This is a genomic window from Streptomyces sp. NPDC006872 (assembly GCF_040635845.1).
Taxonomy (GTDB): domain Bacteria; phylum Actinomycetota; class Actinomycetes; order Streptomycetales; family Streptomycetaceae; genus Streptomyces.
The window spans coordinates 109,389-126,363 of the sequence record NZ_JBEYIL010000024.1 but is presented as its reverse complement, the minus strand read 5'-3'; the positions used below and the strand labels follow the sequence as shown (position 1 = coordinate 126,363).

The 16,975-nt window shown below is 69.9% G+C and carries 13 protein-coding genes and 2 pseudogenes; 4 read left to right on the top strand and 11 right to left on the bottom strand.

Features of this window, described 5'->3' with window-relative positions; genetic code table 11:
* Nucleotides 1-71 precede the first annotated feature (71 nt).
* Nucleotides 72-878 carry a PaaX family transcriptional regulator C-terminal domain-containing protein gene (locus ABZ725_RS45765; protein WP_358808300.1) on the top strand — a complete coding sequence of 269 codons (807 nt, stop codon included), beginning with the start codon at nt 72-74 and terminating at the stop codon, nt 876-878.
* A gap of 46 nt (nt 879-924) precedes the next feature.
* Here ABZ725_RS45765 and ABZ725_RS45760 read toward each other — a convergent pair.
* The 7 genes and pseudogenes from ABZ725_RS45760 to ABZ725_RS45730 all read right to left on the bottom strand — a co-directional run.
* Nucleotides 925-1,302 (bottom strand): annotated as a pseudogene (locus ABZ725_RS45760) (IclR family transcriptional regulator C-terminal domain-containing protein); the annotation flags it as partial.
* A gap of 306 nt (nt 1,303-1,608) precedes the next feature.
* Nucleotides 1,609-2,583 (bottom strand): alpha/beta hydrolase, encoded by a 975-nt coding sequence (locus ABZ725_RS45755; RefSeq protein ID WP_358808299.1) that lies wholly within the window; start codon nt 2,581-2,583, stop codon nt 1,609-1,611.
* The gene (locus ABZ725_RS45750) at nt 2,580-3,782 is read right to left on the bottom strand and encodes a family 1 glycosylhydrolase (protein ID WP_358808298.1); all 1,203 of its coding nucleotides are present in this window, start codon (nt 3,780-3,782) and stop codon (nt 2,580-2,582) included. The genes ABZ725_RS45755 and ABZ725_RS45750 overlap by 4 nt, the downstream gene beginning before the upstream one ends.
* A gap of 78 nt (nt 3,783-3,860) precedes the next feature.
* Nucleotides 3,861-4,742, bottom strand: a complete 882-nt coding sequence (locus ABZ725_RS45745) for an alpha/beta hydrolase fold domain-containing protein (protein ID WP_358808297.1) — start codon at nt 4,740-4,742, stop codon at nt 3,861-3,863.
* Nucleotides 4,735-5,760 (bottom strand): alpha/beta hydrolase, encoded by a 1,026-nt coding sequence (locus ABZ725_RS45740; protein WP_358808296.1) that lies wholly within the window; start codon nt 5,758-5,760, stop codon nt 4,735-4,737. The genes ABZ725_RS45745 and ABZ725_RS45740 overlap by 8 nt, the downstream gene beginning before the upstream one ends.
* A complete protein-coding gene (locus ABZ725_RS45735) occupies nt 5,757-8,012 on the bottom strand; it encodes a glycoside hydrolase family 3 C-terminal domain-containing protein (RefSeq protein ID WP_358808295.1) in 2,256 nt (751 codons plus the stop codon). Before ABZ725_RS45735 ends, ABZ725_RS45740 begins: the two co-directional genes overlap by 4 nt.
* 52 nt (nt 8,013-8,064) lie before the next feature.
* Nucleotides 8,065-9,531, bottom strand: a complete 1,467-nt coding sequence (locus ABZ725_RS45730; protein ID WP_358808294.1) for an MFS transporter — start codon at nt 9,529-9,531, stop codon at nt 8,065-8,067.
* Between the two features lie 152 nt (nt 9,532-9,683).
* Here ABZ725_RS45730 and ABZ725_RS45725 point away from each other — a divergent pair, with 152 nt between their 5' ends.
* Complete coding sequence (locus ABZ725_RS45725) at nt 9,684-10,298, top strand: TetR/AcrR family transcriptional regulator (RefSeq protein WP_358808293.1); 615 nt, start codon at nt 9,684-9,686, stop codon at nt 10,296-10,298.
* 27 nt (nt 10,299-10,325) lie between these two features.
* Nucleotides 10,326-10,955: pseudogene (locus ABZ725_RS45720) on the top strand (CoA ester lyase); the annotation flags it as partial.
* Nucleotides 10,956-11,009: 54 nt separating this feature from the next.
* On the opposite strand, the gene ABZ725_RS45715 reads toward ABZ725_RS45720, so the two are convergent.
* The 4 genes from ABZ725_RS45715 to ABZ725_RS45700 all read right to left on the bottom strand — a co-directional run bounded on the left by ABZ725_RS45715 (nt 11,010) and on the right by ABZ725_RS45700 (nt 14,972).
* Nucleotides 11,010-12,119, bottom strand: a complete 1,110-nt coding sequence (locus ABZ725_RS45715) for a hypothetical protein (RefSeq protein ID WP_358808292.1) — start codon at nt 12,117-12,119, stop codon at nt 11,010-11,012.
* Between the two features lie 115 nt (nt 12,120-12,234).
* The gene (locus ABZ725_RS45710) at nt 12,235-13,290 is read right to left on the bottom strand and encodes a 2-oxoglutarate and iron-dependent oxygenase domain-containing protein (RefSeq protein ID WP_358808291.1); all 1,056 of its coding nucleotides are present in this window, start codon (nt 13,288-13,290) and stop codon (nt 12,235-12,237) included.
* A 42-nt stretch (nt 13,291-13,332) separates the two neighbouring features.
* Entirely contained in the window at nt 13,333-14,154 is an 822-nt protein-coding gene (locus tag ABZ725_RS45705; protein ID WP_358808290.1) for an ABC transporter ATP-binding protein, read from the bottom strand.
* A complete protein-coding gene (locus ABZ725_RS45700; RefSeq protein ID WP_358808289.1) occupies nt 14,151-14,972 on the bottom strand; it encodes an ABC transporter permease in 822 nt (273 codons plus the stop codon). The genes ABZ725_RS45705 and ABZ725_RS45700 overlap by 4 nt, the downstream gene beginning before the upstream one ends.
* Nucleotides 14,973-15,300: 328 nt before the next feature.
* Between ABZ725_RS45700 and ABZ725_RS45695 the strand changes: the two genes are divergently transcribed.
* Nucleotides 15,301-16,956 carry a CocE/NonD family hydrolase gene (locus ABZ725_RS45695; protein ID WP_358808288.1) on the top strand — a complete coding sequence of 552 codons (1,656 nt, stop codon included), beginning with the start codon at nt 15,301-15,303 and terminating at the stop codon, nt 16,954-16,956.
* The last annotated feature ends 19 nt before the right edge of the window (nt 16,957-16,975 follow it).

The following is a 16,975-nucleotide window of genomic DNA, read 5'->3' as shown; positions in this document are numbered from 1 at the left end:
GCGGCAGCATGGGATTTCCCGGCCGGATCGCTCACCTTCACGACGGCCGTCCGTGTGACATAGTCGGTTTCGTGAAGCCTCGATCGATCGTCTTCGACCTGTTCGGCGACTACGTCCGCTACCGCGGCGGCGCCGCCAGGCTGCGCACCCTCAGCGCACTGATGGGCTGCTTCGGTGTCGGCGAAAGCACCGTGCGGGTGGCCCTCGCGCGCCTGCGCAAGGAGGACTGGTTCGACGTCCGGCGCGAGGGCAGGGAGACGATCTACGCGCTCAACAAGCGCAGTCTCCAACTCCTCGACGAGGGCCGCTCACGCATCTTCGATCGGGCGCCGTCCGACTGGGACCGGCACTGGTACATGGTCATCTACTCGGTCCCCGAGACCGAGCGCGGCGTACGCGACCGCATCCGCAAGGAGCTGGCCTGGCTGGGCTTCGGCCCCCTGGCCCCCTCCACGTACGTCTCTGCGCACGACCGGCTCCAGCAGGTCCGGGAGAAGTTCGCCGATGAGCCGGCCATCCGTCTGGACACCCTGCGCTGCCAGTCCGGCGGGCTGCCCGTCGACCGCGAGATGGCGGCACGCAGCTGGGATCTCGCCGCCCTCAACGAGGACTACCAGGAGCTGCTGCGCACCTACCGCAGCCGGATGCCGTCGTACCGGGCCGGGCACCTCAGCCCCGAGGAGGCGCTGGTCGAGCGCATGCGGCTGACGTACGACTACCGCAAGTTCCCCTTCCGTGACCCGGACCTGCCGACCGAGCTCCTCCCGGCGGGCTGGGTGGGCCACGATGCCCACGAGATGTTCCTGGAGGCCCACGAACTCCTCGGCCCGTCGGCCGAGTCCTACTACGACGAGGTGGCGGGCACACGCCGAACCTAGGACCTGTCCAGGACAGGTGTCCCGGTTCGTGCGACGCTGCCGCCGTGTCGCGCAGGTCGCGGATCACCTCGGCCAGGTGGTCCGGTGTGCCGAGACTCTCGGGCAGGACGACGGAGACGGCGAGCGGCAGCGGGTCGCCGGCCGCGAAAACGGGCGCGGCGACGGAGATGATGCCCGGGATGACGCCGCTGCACGTCACGACATGCCCCTGCTCGCGGATCTGGACCCGCAGGGCCACGAGGCGCTCGCCCGTCCACTCCGTCTCCCTGCCGCGCAGCTCTCCGCCCAGCACCTCGTTTGTGAGGCTCTCCGGCAGGTGGGCCAGGAAGACCTGGCCCACGGACGACGTGAGCAGGGGAAGCGTGGCACCGACGCGCACCGTCAGGGGCAGCCGCCGCGTGCCGTACGCCCATGTGCCGCACATGGTCGGCCTCACCCTGGCCGCGTCACCCGAGGCGGCGCGGCGCCTCGGAGCTGCGCTCGACGCCGGACAGCCGACAGCCGGCGGGCCCGTGGACCTCGACGACCTTCGACATCGTCCTCAGGAAGGAGTGAGCAGACACCCCTCAGGCGCCCGGATGTGTCATCGCGCTCAGAACACGCGGATCGGGATCTCGGCGGGGTCGGCGAGGTACCGATCGGCATCGGCGCCGGTACGCGGGGCCGCCGGTGGCCCCGCGTAGTTCCGCGGGCGCCATGGGAAGGGCCGCGCAGAACGGAACCCGATGCCTCACGTCTTGGCACCTTCGTTCCACGCTGCCTCCAGGAACTGCCGGGCTTGAGCGACGAGGAGACGGTCTTCCGGGGCATTGCCGCCGAACATCCCGTGCGGTGCCGCCTCGAAGACGTGTAGCTCGGCCCGGACACCGGCCGCCAGCAGTTTCCGGTGCATGCGGACGGTGTCCGAGAGCAGGAAGTCGCGGGTGCCGGTGAACAGGATCGTGGGTGGCCAGTCGTCGCCGATCCGCCCGAAGAGCGGGGAGAGGTGGGGATCCGTGAGGTCGTGGTCGCCCGTGTACAGCTTCAGGTTGTTCGTGAGCCCGGCGACATCTCCGGTGGCGTCGTTGACCAGGGTGTCGCCGGAGAGGGTGAGGTCGGCGCAGGGCGAGTTGAGTACGGCCGCGCAGGGCATCGGCAGTCCCTCCTCCTGGAGCCGGAGGAGCAGGGCGGCGGTGAGGTTTCCGCCGGCGGACACTCCGCCGACCGCGACGGAGGCCGGGTCGTGGCTCTCCAGGAGGGCCCGGTAGGCGTCGAGGCAGTCGTCCAGTGCCGCGGGGAAGGGGTGGTCGGGCGGCATCCGGTAGTCGACGCTCCACGCGGTGACTCCGTAGGCGCCCGCGACGAATCCCGTCGCCGCTCTCGTCGCCGCGCCTCCTCCCACCGTGAACGCTCCGCCGTGCACGCTGAGCAGGACGCGCCGGTCGTCGGGGGCGAGACCCTCCGGGGTGCCGACGTGGACGACCGCGTTCGGCAGGTCGACGGTGTGGACCTCGACCGGAACGCCCGTGGCGACGGCACCCGTGGTCGCGAGCCCGATGGCGTCGGCGAGCTCCGGTGCCGAGGTGACCGCGACGAGGGCACGCCATGCCTCGATGTCGTCCGGTTCGGGGGCGGGCGGTTGCGGGTTCGCCTTCAGCATCTCCAGCCATGCCTGGGCCTCGGGGCTCAGCCCGTGCTCGGTGTCGCGTTCTGTCCGCTCTGTCATGACGTCGGTCCCTTTCCGGATCGTGCGAGGTTGCCGAGCCAGGCCAGGCTCGGCTTCGGCCGCCGCTCGAAGGTCTCCCTGTCGACAGCGATCAGCCCGAACGTCGGTTCCCAGTGGCCCCACTCGTAGTTGTCGAGCGCGCTCCAGTGCAGGTAGCCGCGAACGTCGACGCCGTCGTCCATGGCGGCGGAGAGGTGTCGCAGGGCCTCGCCCGTGTACGCGATGCGGCGGGTGTCGTCTTCGGTGGCGATGCCGTTCTCGGTCACGAGCACCGGGACGCCACCGGTGACCTGCCACGCGTGACGCACCGCCATCGCCAGGGAGTCCGGCCGGTACGCGGTTCCGACGAGGGTGTTGTCGGGGTGCGGTGCGTGCGGCACCAGGCCGTTCTCGTCGACCTCCTGTGTGGAATAGGCCTGGACTCCGACGAAGTCGTCGTTCTTCGCGGCCTCCAGGTACAGGTCCTCCCGGACGTAGCGCTCCTCGACGAGCCGCGCCTCGTGCTCCGGCTTGGCGGTGAGCGCCTGGTTGGCGATCGTCCAGCCGACCTTGGCGTCGGTCCGTTCCTTAAGGATCTCGCGGGCCGCGTCGTGGGCGCGCGCGAGCCGGCGTCCGACCTCCGGGTCGGGCGGGGGCAGCACCATCTGTACGTCGCCTTCGACCGTCGGGCTCTGCCAGTCGCCCTCGCCCGACTCGGCGGCCTTCATCATCGTGCCCATCATCGCCAGCATGTTGGGTTCGTTGATGGTGCAGACCCACTCGACCCCTTCGAGGATGGACGTCGCCGTGGTGACGTAGCTCGCGAAGCGGTCGATCGCGCTCTCGACCATCCACGAGCCCTCGTCGGCGAACCACTTCGGGGTCGAGAAGTGCTGAAGCGTCACGACCGGTGTGAGCCCCAGCCCGATCGCCGTGTCGATCATGCGGCGGTAGTGCGCGAGTTCCGCCTTCGAGAAGTGGCCGGGGATCGGTTCGATGCGCGCCCACTCGATGCCGAAACGGTAGGCGTTCAGCCCGGCGTCGGCCAACAGTCGCATGTCCTCGCCGTAGCGGTGGTAGCTGTCGATGGCGTCCCCGCTGAGCGCCATGCCCGGAGTGACCTGTTCGCGTGCCCACCAGTCGCTGTTGACGTTGTTGCCCTCGATCTGGTGCGGAGCTGTGGACGCGCCCCAGAGGAAGTCGGGCGGTATGCCGTTCATGGTGTCTCTTTCGGGTCGATCCGGCCGGTCCGGCCGGTCTGTGGGAGGTGGCTTTCGGGGGTCGGTCATGCCGGTCGGTCAGGCCGGTCGGTCGTGGGCGTCGAGCCACTGGCTCATCGCATGGACGCCCCGGCGGAAGCCGCGGCCGCGGGGGTGGTCGAGGAACCCGTGCAAGGTCTTCTCGATGACCAGGTGGTCGACCGTGGACCCGACTGCCCGCAGATCGGCGGCGAACTGTTCGCCGGAGGCGCGAAGGCTGTCCCGGTCGGCGTCCATCACGAGCGCCGGCGGCAGTCCCGCGAGGTCGGCTCCGGCGGGGAAAGCTCCCGGCAACAGGCGCTCGTCACCGACGTAGTTGAGCGCCATCCGGTCGTAGGACGCCGGTGTGAAGGCGATCCGTCCGGCGAATCCGGTCAGTCGTGACCGCACCCGTTCGGGGAGCGGGGGCAGGGTGGAGTGGAACCCGCCGTACGCGAGCATGAGTCCCAACAGCCGTATGCCTGCTGCCTGTTGGAGGGCAACGGCCGCCGTGACGGCGAGGTTGGCTCCGGCGCTCGCCCCGCCGACGAAGAGTCGGCCGTGCCCCGACTCCGCCCAGTCGACGATGACGGAGACCACGTCGTCCGGCGCGGCCGGGTAGCGGTTCTCGGACGGTTCGAGCACGAGGGGCGAGCGGGACGCGAGGTCACGCCATCCGAGTGCGGGTGCAAGGCGGTAGTCGACGGTGCGTACCGGCCGGCCGGTGCCGGCGATCGCCTTCGCGATGGCGTGCGACTCCTTCTGGTCGAGGCCGCCGGACATCCATCCGCCGCCGTGGATCCACAGCAGTGGCACGGCGCTGTCCCGGGTGTTCTCCGGGAGGTAGTCGCGAACGGGGATCGCTCCGCCCCGGCCCTCGACCGTCCTGTCGAGCGTGCGAACGGCGGTGCGGTGTAGTCGAGTTGCCGTCGTGTCAGGCATCGTCGGCCTCCTTGCCGGACCGCAGGTGTTGCTGGAGGAAGGCCTTGACCTCGGCACCCACCTCGGCCTCTTCCGGGGCTCCCCCGAAGAAGGCGGAGTGCGTCATGGCCTCGTGCACATGGAGGTGGGCGTCCACGCCGGCGCGGCGCAACGCGCGGTGGAAGCGCACGGTGTCCGACAGCAGCCCGTCGCGGGTGCCGGACCCGAGGAGCGTCGGGGGGAATCCCGAGAGATCGCCGAACACCGGTGACAGGTAGGGGTCGCGAGGGTCCTGGCCGCGCGCGTAGTAGTCCATCAGTGTGCTCATGTGCAGGCCGATGATCGGGTCCAGACCGTCGAGGGTGTACCAGGTGTCGCCGTCGCGCGTGAGGTCGACCGACGGAGACCACAAGGCCACCGCGCCCGGCAGCGGCAGCCCCTCGTCGCGGGCACGGAGTACGGTCGCGGCCGCGAGGTTCGCGCCCGCGGACGTTCCGGTGAGGGCGATCGACCCCGGTTCCGTCTCTTTCAGTTGTGCGCCGTAGACCGCCAGGCAGTCGTCGAGAGGAGCCGGATAGGGGTGGTCCGGCGCCATGCGGTAGTCCACCCCTCTCACCCGCAGTCCGAGCGTCGCCGCTTCGAGGACGGTCATCACCGCGGCCGGCTCGCCGCCGCCCTGTATCCACCCGCCGCCGTGCAGCATGAGCACGACCCGCTCGTCGCTCTCGTCCCACCCGTGCGGCGTGGCCTCGTGGACGGGCACATGGCCGACGTTCCCGACCGTCAGATCCACCCCGTACGCGGGGGCCATGCTCTGCGCCGAGCCGGGCGGAAGCACCGACAGTTCGTGCTCGATCTGCGCTGCGACACTGGCGCGCCAGCCGGCTTCGTCCCGTGCGTCCGGGAAGGAGGTGCGTGGCATGTCGGCGAGCTCGGCCAGCTTGCGCTGTGCCTCGGGGCTGATCGAGCGGGGAACCGGTACGCGTCGCTCGGCCAGGGTGACGTAGGGGCGCTCGCTGTCGTCGGCCGGCTTCGTCATGTCCGGTTCTCCTGGAAGCCGTTGGCGGCGTTCGCGCGCGCGAGCACGTCGTCGACCATGCCTGCGGGGAGCGCCGAGCCCGTCGTGCTCACGAAGCGCCCGAACGGCAGTGAGTCCAGCATCGGCGCGAAGTCGGTCTCCTCGGCGCCCGAGAACTGCTCGAACATCGCGGCGAAGACCTCGCGGAAGGCGGGCCCGGCGATGGGATCGGCCAGGATCTCCCCGATGGACGAATCGGCTCCCAGTCGGTATCGGGCGGTCTCCCCGTGGAGTTCGACGGTGTCGGAGAGGCGGATGTCCCGGCTGGAGGCGCCCGCCGCGATGCGGAATTCGCCGCCCTCGACCAGCCAGCGCTGGAGTTCCTCGTCCCAGTGCTCGAACTCCCGCCTCGGTACGGCGACGACGACTTCGCCGGACTGGCCCGGTGCGAGGTCGACGGTTCCGAAGCCGACCAGCCACTGGGGCGCGCGTACCACCGTGGACCGGTCCCGTGACGCGTAGAGCTGGACGATCTCGCGCCCTGCCCGTTCACCGGTGTTGCGGACGGTGACGCGTACGTCGACGGTGTCGCCGTGCGCCTCGACCGTGAGCGAGTCGTACGCGAAGGTCGTGTAGGACAGGCCGTGTCCGAAGGGGAACGTGACGTCGATCGAGCGTGCGTCGTACCAGCGGTAGCCCACGAGGATTCCCTCGCCGTAGCGGACGTGCATCCGCTCGCCGGGGAAGTTCGTGAAGGAGGGCGCGTCCTGGAGCCGCTCGGGGACGGTCTCCGTGAGGCGTCCGGAAGGGTTGACGATGCCGAACAGGACGTCCGCGAGCGCGCTGCCGCCGGCCTGGCCGAGCAGCGCGCCGTCGAGGATGGCCGACGGTCCGGCGACGACGGGTGCGAGCCGCACGACTCCGCCGTGCGACAGCACCACGACCGTGCGCGGCTGTACGGCGACCACCGCGTCGAGCAGGCCCAGTTGATCGGCGGGCAGCTCGATGTCGGCGCGGTCGACGCCCTCGTTCTCCTGACTGTCGAGCAGGCCCAGGAAGACCACGGCCACGTCCGCGGCCGCCGCCGCCCGTACCGCCTGCGCGCGAAGCGCTGCCGGATCCGCCTCCTTGTCGGACGAGAAGCCCGCGGCGTACGACACCTCGGCGCGGGGAGCGCGGGCGCGGATCTCGTCGAGGGCCACATCGACGCGGATCGCGTTCACGTGCGAGCTGCCCCCGCCCTGGTAACGCGGCCGGGCGGCGAACTCGCCGATGACGGCGAGGCGTTGGGCGGGATCCAGGGGAAGGATCCGCTGGTCGTCGCGGAGGAGCACGATCGCGCGTGAGGCGACCTCGCGGGCGAGGTCGTGATGGTCCTCCGGCTCCCACGCGGTGTCCGGGCGGCGGGCCGCCTCGGCCTGGTGGGCGAGACGGGCGACTCGGGCCGCCGCCTCCGTGACGACGGCGGGGTCGAGACTCCCCTCGCGCACGGCGGCGACCACCTTGGCGTCGTCGAAACCGTCATTGCCGGGCATCTGGAGGTCGAGGCCGGCCTCGACCGCCGCGACCCGGTCGGCCACGGCGCCCCAGTCGGAGACCACGACCCCCTCGAAGCCCCACTGCTCGCGCAGCACCTCCGTGAGCAGCCAGCGGTTCTGTGACGCGTGCACACCGTTGACGCGGTTGTAGGAGCACATCACCGTCCACGGCTGCGCCTCCTGGACCACCTTCTGGAAGGCGCGCAGGTAGATCTCCCGCAGCGGGCGCGGATCGATGTCGGCGCTCACCCGCATCCGGTCGGTTTCCTGGTTGTTCGCGGCGAAGTGCTTGAGCGACGCGCCGACGCCCATGCTCTGGAGACCGGACACCCACGCGGAGCCGAGGGCTCCCGAGACGAGCGGGTCCTCCGAGAAGTACTCGAAGTTCCGCCCCGCTCGGGGATCGCGCTTGATGTTCACACCCGGCCCCAACAGGACGTGGACGCCCGCGGCCTGGCATTCGCGGCCGAGCGCCTCGCCCACGCGGAACACCAGCGAGGGATCCCAGGTCTGGCTGAGGGCCACCGCCGGCGGGAAGCAGGTCGCCGGGAGGCTGCCGGAGAGCGCCAGGTGGTCGGTGGCGCCCTCCTGCTTGCGCAGTCCGTGCGGTCCGTCCGTCATCAGGATCGACGGGACGCGACCGACCGCCGTGGTGGTCCAGAAGTCCGACCCGCTGCCGAGACCTGCTTTCTGTTCCAGGGTCGCTTCATCGAGGGCGGAGGCGATTTCGAGCATGGGTCCCCTAAGGCGAATCGGTACGTCAATGGATCGAGGGCAGGACGGGAGATCAGGGTCTGCGGACGGGCAGGATGGCGAGTGCGGCCAGGCCGACCAGTGCGAGTGCGGCCACCCAGACGAACGCGTATCCGCCGGTGACCGACACGACCGATCCGGCGAGGGCCGGACCGAGCGCCTGCCCCAGGTTGATGGCGAGGCCCGCCACACCGAGGTCACGTCCGACGGCGTTCGGGTCCGGCAGCACGTCGACGACCAGGGCCTGATCGACGGGGATGTAGATGCCGAAGGCGAACCCGGCGACGACCGCCTGGACGAACAGTGCGGCGACCGTCGGCGAGAGCAGGGGAATGACCATGGACGCGGCCATGAGTACCGAGGCGGCGAAGACGAAGGACTTCCGTCGCTTCAGCCGGTCGGAGAGCGGGCCGGCCACAAGGATCGCGACCACCGTGGCGGGCAGTGCCGTCAAGGCGAGCAACGGCACGAGCTTCGTGGCCTCGCTCACGCCGAGGGCGGGCTTCACATAGCTCTGGAGCATGTAGAACCCGAGGGCTCCCGAGACCCCGTATCCGAAGGTGAGCAGGATGCGAGCCGTCCAGACCCAGAAGTAGTCTCGCGTACGCACCGCGTAGGTGAAGCCGAGCAGGAACGGCTTCCACTCGAACTTCGCCACGTGCAGGTCGAGCGAGGAGCCGTCCTTGGCCCGCGTCACGAAGAGTGCGACGCACAGCACGACCAGTCCGGCGAAGACGAAGTAGCTGTTCGGACCGAGTGCCGAGAGGGCGACACCCGCGCCGACGCTCCCCAGTACGCCACCCAGGAACGAGCCGAAGCCGCCGATCGCCGACAGGCTGCCACGCTGAGTCTCGACCACGCGGTCGGCGAGCGTCGCGCCGAGCGGAGAGACCGCGGCGTTCAGCGCCACCGAGGCGATGGCCCACAGCACCACGAGGACGGCCACGGTCGGCGCGAAGCGGACCGCGACGAGAAACGCGGCGCCGACGAGTGCGCCCAGGAGGATCCACGGGGCGCGACGGCCCATTCGGCTCCGGGTCCGGTCGGAGAAGACACCGATCAGCGGTTGCGCGACCATCGTCGCGACCAGTCCGACGGAGGTGACCAGCGCCAGCGATTCCGCCCGGCCTGCGTCGAAGTCGGCCAGGATCCCCAGCAGACGGCTCTGGTCCGCCGTCGCCGTCGCCGTGCCGGCGGCGATGGCGTTCTTGAGTGCGGTGAGCTTCTGGAGATCCGTCCCGGCGTCGTGGCCCGTGAAGAACCTCGCCGCCTCCAGCGACTGGACCTGGTTGGGGAGCAGCAGCGTGCCGACTCCTCCCCAGATGCTGGAGAACGCGGCGAGCGCGACTCCGTACCACAGCGCATAGCGCCGGAGGACGCGACCGCGCAGGTACTTCAGGGAAGTGCCGAGTTCGGTCGGCGCGAGGACCTGGGCGGTCGGGGCGGCCTCGGAAGGTGGCGGATCGCTGTTGGACACGTCAGCGGAGGAAGGCGTTGTCATGCGTTACCCGATCGCTCGTCACTGAACGAAGAAGTTCCCGTTGGTGCCCGGTGCGTGGCTGTCCGAGAGCCGGCGTCCCCGTCGCACGACAGAAACAGTAAGCCTTACGGTTTTTTTTCGGCAAGATCTCGTCGTCGAGTAATCTCGGGGCCATGACCCGCCGCTCGTACCCCAAGGGGCTCGCGAAGCGTGAGGAGATCCTCGCCACCGCCCTCGAAGTGATCGCCGAACACGGGTTCGGCGGAGCCACCCTGCGTCAGCTCGCCGACGCGTCCAACCTCAGCATCACCGGACTCGTCCACCACTTCGGCACCAAGGAGCAACTGCTCACCGAGGTGCTCCGCCGACGCGACGAGGTCGACGCGGACGCCTACGAGATGGACCGGCTTCCCGAGACGGCCGCCACGATGATCGAGCGCCTCGCGACCCTGGTGGACCGCAACGCCGCCGTTCCCGGACTGGTGACGCTGTACTCGAACCTCTCGGCGGACGCCGCGGCCCCCGAACACCCCTCTCACGAGTACTTCCGGGAGCGCTACGAGCAGAGCCAGGACCTCGGCCGGGACTCCCTGAGTCACCTCCAGGAGCTGGGCGAGCTTCCCGCCGGGGTGGATCCCGGCGACCTCGCCCAGCTGATGATCGCCGCGGTGGATGGACTTCAGCTGCTCTGGCAGTACGACAAGAGCATCGACATGACGCGCGGACTCAGGGCTCTCGGGGCCCTGTTGGCCCTCGCCAACGAGGGTGGCCGCAACGCCGACCAGTGACCCTGGCGGCAGACCGCCCGCGAGGCACTCGACGTGATCATCGTCCCCAAGGTGCGCCGGGCCCTTGACATCTGGTGGGTCGACGTACTGCTGCCCCAGCTGGAGCGGAAGCTCGGCCTCGCCCGGCCCATCGCCCTGGAGGTGCTTGTCGAGGAGGCCGAGGGGCTGGCCAACGCCACCGAGATCGCCCGCGCCGGCGACCGGCTGGAGGCAATCATCTTCGGCGCGGGCGACCTCTCGGTGTCGCTGCACGCCCGCGTCGACGGCGACCTCGACCCCGTCGGCCCCTACCCCGGCGACTTCTGGCACTACGCCCGTGTCCAGATCCTCGCCGCCGCCCGCGCCGCGGGCATCGCCGCCATCGACGCCCCTCACCCGGCGTACCGGGATCCCGACGGTTACCTACGGTCCGCGAGGCAGGCGGCCCTCCTCGGCTTCGACGGCAAGTGGGCCATCCATCCGAGCCGGGTCCCCCTGGCCAACGAGGTGTTCTCCCCCACCCCGGCGGAGATCGCCGCCGCCGAGGAGATCACAGCGCTGTACCGCGACGCCGAAGCCGGCGGCACGGGCGCCATCGGCCACGACGGCCGCTTCGTCGACGCGGCCCACGTCCGGCTCGCGGCCAACGTTCTCGCGATGGCTGCGGGGACGGGCTGACGGATACCTCCAACTGGCATGTGCAGTGGGACAGTTGGGCCGAGCCGGGCGTCGTCAGCCTCCCGTCGGTCGTTCCCGGCGCGGACTACGGGGGTCGGCGACGAGTGCGTCGATCTCGGCGAACCAGTGTGCGCGTACGTCGGCGCCGTCGCTGTCGAAGAACCAGGCGTGGGCCAGCGACCGCTTCGCGGCGGCACCCAGCTGTTCGTTGGACCATCGCAGCGCGTTGGCCAGGAGCGCGTAGTCCTGGGCGAGGTCGGTGTGGAACAGCTCCGGGTCGTCCGTGCCGATCAGCATCGGTACGCCGCTGTCGTCGAGGACGCGCCAGGCGTCGACGTACCGGGTCCGGGAGACCAGTCCGCCGAGCGCGTACGCGGTGGGCGTGAAGGTCATCGGCGTACGGGTGGCGCGGAGGCGGCGCAGTACCTCCGGGTCGTCGACGCCCATCCAGCCGTGGTCGATGCGGTCGAGGCCGAGGTCGAGTGCGGCGGCGACGTCCTCGATCATGTCGGCGTGGCCGGTGAGCCGGTAGCCCTCGGCCCGGGCCCGCTGGTAGGCCGGCGCCAGGGCCTCGAACGGGACGGTGTGATGGTCGCCGTCGTTGCCGTAGCCGAGGATCGGGATGCCCTTCTCGCGCAGTGCGGCGGTCTGCTCGACCAGGTCGAGGGCGGCCTGAGGGCCGCCGAAGCGGTGCAGTTCGATGATGATGCCGCCGGTGAGCCCGAGTTCGTCGCCTGCGACGCGGAACGCCTCGCCGACCGCCCGCAGCAGCACCTCGGGCTCCATACCGATCTCGTCCCGGTGCAGATCCGGGGTGCACAGCAGCTCCAGATGGCGGACACCTCGGTCGTAGGCACCGGCGATCATGCGCAGCACACCCTCGGTGACCAGCGCGGTGTCGCCCCAGAGCCGGACCGCCTTGTCCAGGTCGTCGAAGAACTTGCCCAGGCTGCGCAGGTCGTAGGCGGCGTCCGCCTCCCTCCGGGGCAGGCTGGACCCCGTGGTCCGTCTGTGCAGCCGGGCCAGCTCGGACGGGGCCAGTGAGCCCACGTGGTGCATGTGCAGCTCCGCCTTGGGGAGCCGCCGGGCCAGCACCACCCGCTCCTCCTCCCGTGCCATCGGCGGGAACGCGTCGGTGGCGTTCGGGTCGCCGGATGAGGGCATGGTCGTACCTCCTGGGTCGCAGCGCGGTCGGCGACAGCGCAAGGGCGCTCCTGTCGGCCGGCGGCGGGCATGCCGACGGCCGACGGGACCGGTCATGTAATGGCGTACCGCTCCGTCAGCCGGCGGCGGCGGTGACCCTGGCGGCCTCGCGCGGGGCGTGGGGGTTCTTGCGGCCCGCCCGGGAGCCCTTCAGCTTCGCGAGGATGTGGTCCTTGACCGTGATCGGCTCGTAGAACGCTTCCTCCCCCTCGGCGACGAAGGACGGCAGGGGCGCGACGACGGCGTCCGCGTTCCCGTCGTGGAAGAACGCGGCCGACCTGCGGCGCTTGATGGTTCCGTTGACCACGGGCGGCGTGACCCGGTGCAGCGTGGACATCCACGCGTCGTTCGTCAACCGGGCCGCCACGTCGCCGAGGTTGACCAGGAGTGCGCCGTCGGCGGGCTGGACGTCGTGCCATGCGTTGTCGGTGCCGAGCACCTGAAGGCCTTCGACCTGGTCGGCCCACAGGACGGTCAGCAGACCGAAGTCGGTGTGCTCGCTCATGCCGGTCAGCTCGGCGCCCAGCTCGATCTCACCGGGCGGCAGGGCGTAGTTGTTCATGCGGAGCACGTCGATCGAGTGGTCGGTGAGACCCTCGACGTAGGACTGCTCGACCCCGAGGGCGTCCGCGACGACCTCGGTGAGCGTGCGGGCGACGCGCCGGGCCTCGGCGTAGTAGGCCTCGACCTGCCCCTTGAACGACGACGGTTCGGTGGGCCACACCGAGGGCGGGTAGTCCGCTTCGGACACCGCGGCGCCCGGGTATTCGACGGCGGAGGTCCCGACGTTGAACGCCTCGAAGAAGTCGTTCATACGGGTCACGGGGTCGAGGCCGACGCTGTAGCTCAACGACTCGCTCTTGGGCGGGCTGTAGCCGCGGTTCTCGCCCGACGGACGGACCCACTGCTTCTTCGACTCCAGGGGAAGTGCGAAGAACCCGTCGATCGCGTTGCCGAGTCCGTCGAGGATCTCGTCCGCGATCCCGTGGCCGACGACCTGGATGAAACCCACGGTGCGACAGGCGTGGTCGAGTCGGCGCGCCACCTCTGCCCTGTCGGCAGCGGACCCGTCACGTACATACGGGCCGATGTCGATGGCCGGAACGCGGAACTGGGACGACGCGGATGACATGGTGCCCCCTTGGACTGTCGAGTGGACTTTCGGGTCGGGTGATCAGCTGACGCCTGCCGGTCGCGCCGCGCTCTGGGTGAGCTCGGCGAGCAGCGTGCGTTCGTTGTGGGTGAAGACCTCGGTCTCCATGAAGTCCAGCGTGCGCGGACGCGGCTCGGACTGTTCGAGCACCATGCGTACCTCGGCCGGCCGGTTGGACAGGACGTAGACGCGGTCGGACAGCATGAGCGCCTCGGGGACGTCATGGGTGATGAGGATGGTCGACTGGCCGAGTTCGGCGCAGATCTGGGAGAGCCAGATCTGCAGTTCCGTGCGGGTGAGGTAGTCGAGTGCGCCGAAGGGTTCGTCGAGCAGCAGGATCGGCCGTTCCAGGACCATGGTCCGCAGCAGCGCGACGCGTTGCCGCATACCGCCGGACAGCTCGAACGGGTAGGCGTCGGCGTATCCGTCGAGCCGGAACGTGCCCAGCAGGTCGGACACCTTCTTGCGGGCGTCGGCCTTCGACATACCGCCGAGCGTCAGACCGAGTGCGGCGTTGTCCTGGGCGGTGAGCCAGGGCAACAGCAGGTCCTTCTGCGGCATGTACGCCGAGTACGGGCCTCGGGTCGCATCACCGTGGTAGGTGACGGACCCCTCGTCCGGCCGCAGGAGCCCGGCGAGTATCTGGAACAGCGTGGACTTGCCGCAGCCGCTGGGGCCGATGACCGACACGAACTCACCGGGCGCGAGGTCCAGGGAGACGTCGTTGATCACGGGGTTACGGGTCTTGCGCGGGCCGGGGAAGGTCTTGGTCACGTTCTGGACCGAGAGCAGGGGGCCGGTCAGCCGGCTGGTGGTGGTGCCGGTTGTCATGGTGTTCGTCATTCGGACCTCATCGCCTTCCGACGGCGCTCCCACGGCATCGCGAGAGTTTCGAGCAGGTAGGTGAGCGAGAACAGCAGGAGGCTCACGGCGATGCTGACGACGGCCGCGGCCAGCACCAGATCGGTCCGGAGCATGTTCTTCTGTGTCGCCATGTAGATGCCGAGCCCGTTCACCGCGCCGACCGTCTCGGCGAAGATGGCCGCCAGGACGGCGAAACTGGCGACGACCCGCAGACCGGTGAAGAAATAGGGAAGCGAGGAGGGGACCTGGAGGCGCAGGAACACCTTGACGCGGTTTGCTCCCAGCGACTTCATCAAGGTCGCCGCGTCGGGGTCCGCCGACAGGAATCCCTGGAGGAGAGAGATCGTCATGGGCAGCGCCGTGGTGATCACGATGAGCCCGATCTTCGGCCCCAGGCCGAACCCGAACCAGATGACGAACAGCGGTGCCAGCACGATGATCGGGATGGACTGGGCGACGATCAGCAGCGGAAGCGTCGCGTTGCGCAGCAGGGGCACGAAGCTCAGGAGCGTCGCCAGGATCGCCGATACGACGACCGACACCACCAGCCCCACCACCGTCACCTGCAGGGTCGGGACCGTGTTCTGCCAGAGCGCTGCGCGATCCGTCCAGGCGGCCTCGGCGACGCGCGTCGGGGAGGGCAGGACCGTGGGAGCGATGTTCCCGACCTTCGTGGCGACCTGCCATGCGACCACCGCCAGCAGTACGGCCAGGGTCGGCGTGATCGTGCGGAAGAGCGGCGAGTCTCCCCACTCCCGACGTGCCCGCTTCGCCTTACGGGCAGAACTGACGCTCACGGCCGGCGACTGCTGAACAGTCGGCCCGTTGCGTGCGCTTGCCTGGATCTCCGTCATCGCAGGATGTCCTTACTCAAAGGGGGCCGTACCGGCACTGGCGCGGTTGACTTGTGTTTCACACCCCGGGGCCCGAGGGCGCTTGCGTTTTCGTTCGCCAGCGCCGAGTGATGACATAAAACACCACAGCCGGCCATCTTGGCGAGGGTCTCGCATTTCGAGCTTGTAAGGATCTCGACACATTGGCCCGTGAGGGGCCCGCAGCCCGCTCCACCAGAGCAACAAGTACGTGACAGAGTACGAATGTACGTGTAATGGTACCCAAATGCGGATGACACTCGAGACCGACGTTCCGATGACCACCCGGGACGGAGTCGTGCTGCGCGCCGACGTCCACCGTCCCGATGACACCGAGCGACACCCTGCGCTGCTGGTCAGGCTGCCGTACGACAAGTCGTCGCCTTACACGTCCGTGTACCTCGATCAGCGGATCGCCGTGAGCCGCGGCTATGTCGTGGTCATCCAGGACGTACGGGGCCGTGGCACCTCCGACGGTGAATGGGTGCCGTGGAAGCACGAGACCGAGGACGGCTTCGACGCCGTCGCCTGGGTGGCCGGGCAGGACTTCTGCGACGGCCGTGTCGCCATGTACGGCGGCAGTTATTTCGGCAACACCCAGTGGCGGGCAGCCGCCTCGGGCGCCCCCGGACTGCGTGCCATCGCGCCCGGCATGACCTGGTCGGATCCGCTGGACGGCCCGCTGCGCCGCGGCGGCGTGCCGGAACACGGGCTGAACGTGCTCTGGTCGCTGTCGACCGGCATGAGCGAGCTGATGCGCCGCGGCAAGGCCGCCGAGGCGATGGAGGCGGTGCGCCGGATCGACGGACTGGCCCGGGGCGAGTACTCGAGCTATCCGGCGGGCCGCATCCCATGGCTGGAGGAGCTGGACGTACCCGACATCGGCCTTCGCCGGGCCGACGCCGACCCCAAGACGATGGCGGAGCTGGACGTCGTCTCCGTCATCGACGACATCCGTATCCCGGCCCTGCACGTGGGCGGCTGGTACGACGTCTTCCTCCAGGGAACCCTCGACAACTTCGCGCGCCAGCGCGAACTGGGCATCGCCGGCCATCTCATCGTCGGCCCCTGGACGCACGGCACCGATTTCGCCTCGCAGAACGGAGACGTGAACTTCGGGCTCGCCGGCGGCGGACAGTCCATGGGCCTCACCTCGTCCCTTACGGCGGAGCACCTCGACTTCTTCGACGCGGTCCTCGACGACCGGCCCCTTGACCGGGCACCGGTCAGGCTGTTCGTCATGGGGCGCGACGAGTGGCGGGACGAGGAGAGCTGGCCGCTCGCCCGGGCGGTGACCACCCGGCTGGAGCTGGGGGCCGCCGAGCGCGCAGTCCTGCGCAGCCCCGGGCAATCCTCGGCCGATGGAGACGCGGACAGCCCGTCGCCGGCGGTCGCGGCGCTCACGTTCGAGGCGTCCGAGCCGGTGCAGACCGTGGGCGGCAACACCGCGATGCACGAGAAGTTCCCCTGGGGTGCCTGGGACCAGCGCGACGTCGAGTGCCGGGACGACGTGCTCGTGTTCACCACCGATCCGCTGGACGAGCCGCTGGAGATCACCGGCCGGGTCCGCGCCCACCTCCGGGTGCGTCCGGGAGCGGCGGTCTCGGACTGGGTGGTGCGCGTGTGCGACGTCCGCCCTGACGGCAAGTCGATCAACCTGGTCGACGGGGTGAGCCGGGTGGAGTCCGCCGACGGCCTGTCCGACGCGTCGGGCGAGCGGACCGTGACCGTCGACCTGTGGTCGACCAGCATCGAGCTCGCGGCCGGACACCGACTGCGCGTGCACGTGGCCCACAGCAACTTCCCGCGCTGGGGCCTGAGCCAGGAGGACGGCTCGTTCATCAGCGACGTCCTGCTCGGCGCGGGCGACAGCTGGATCGAACTCCCGGTGATCCCGGCGGCGGTCTGACGTGGCGATGCCCTCGACG

Coding starts and splice junctions, on each gene's coding strand:
- ABZ725_RS45715 (WP_358808292.1), bottom strand. CDS start 12,119: ATGCCCTCATCCGGCGACCCGAACGCCACCGACGCGTTCCCGCCGATG.
- ABZ725_RS45725 (WP_358808293.1), top strand. CDS start 9,684: ATGACCCGCCGCTCGTACCCCAAGGGGCTCGCGAAGCGTGAGGAGATC.
- ABZ725_RS45740 (WP_358808296.1), bottom strand. CDS start 5,760: ATGACGAAGCCGGCCGACGACAGCGAGCGCCCCTACGTCACCCTGGCC.
- ABZ725_RS45710 (WP_358808291.1), bottom strand. CDS start 13,290: ATGTCATCCGCGTCGTCCCAGTTCCGCGTTCCGGCCATCGACATCGGC.
- ABZ725_RS45730 (WP_358808294.1), bottom strand. CDS start 9,531: ATGACAACGCCTTCCTCCGCTGACGTGTCCAACAGCGATCCGCCACCT.
- ABZ725_RS45735 (WP_358808295.1), bottom strand. CDS start 8,012: ATGCTCGAAATCGCCTCCGCCCTCGATGAAGCGACCCTGGAACAGAAA.
- ABZ725_RS45695 (WP_358808288.1), top strand. CDS start 15,301: ATGACACTCGAGACCGACGTTCCGATGACCACCCGGGACGGAGTCGTG.
- ABZ725_RS45750 (WP_358808298.1), bottom strand. CDS start 3,782: ATGAACGGCATACCGCCCGACTTCCTCTGGGGCGCGTCCACAGCTCCG.
- ABZ725_RS45705 (WP_358808290.1), bottom strand. CDS start 14,154: ATGACGAACACCATGACAACCGGCACCACCACCAGCCGGCTGACCGGC.
- ABZ725_RS45755 (WP_358808299.1), bottom strand. CDS start 2,583: ATGACAGAGCGGACAGAACGCGACACCGAGCACGGGCTGAGCCCCGAG.
- ABZ725_RS45745 (WP_358808297.1), bottom strand. CDS start 4,742: ATGCCTGACACGACGGCAACTCGACTACACCGCACCGCCGTTCGCACG.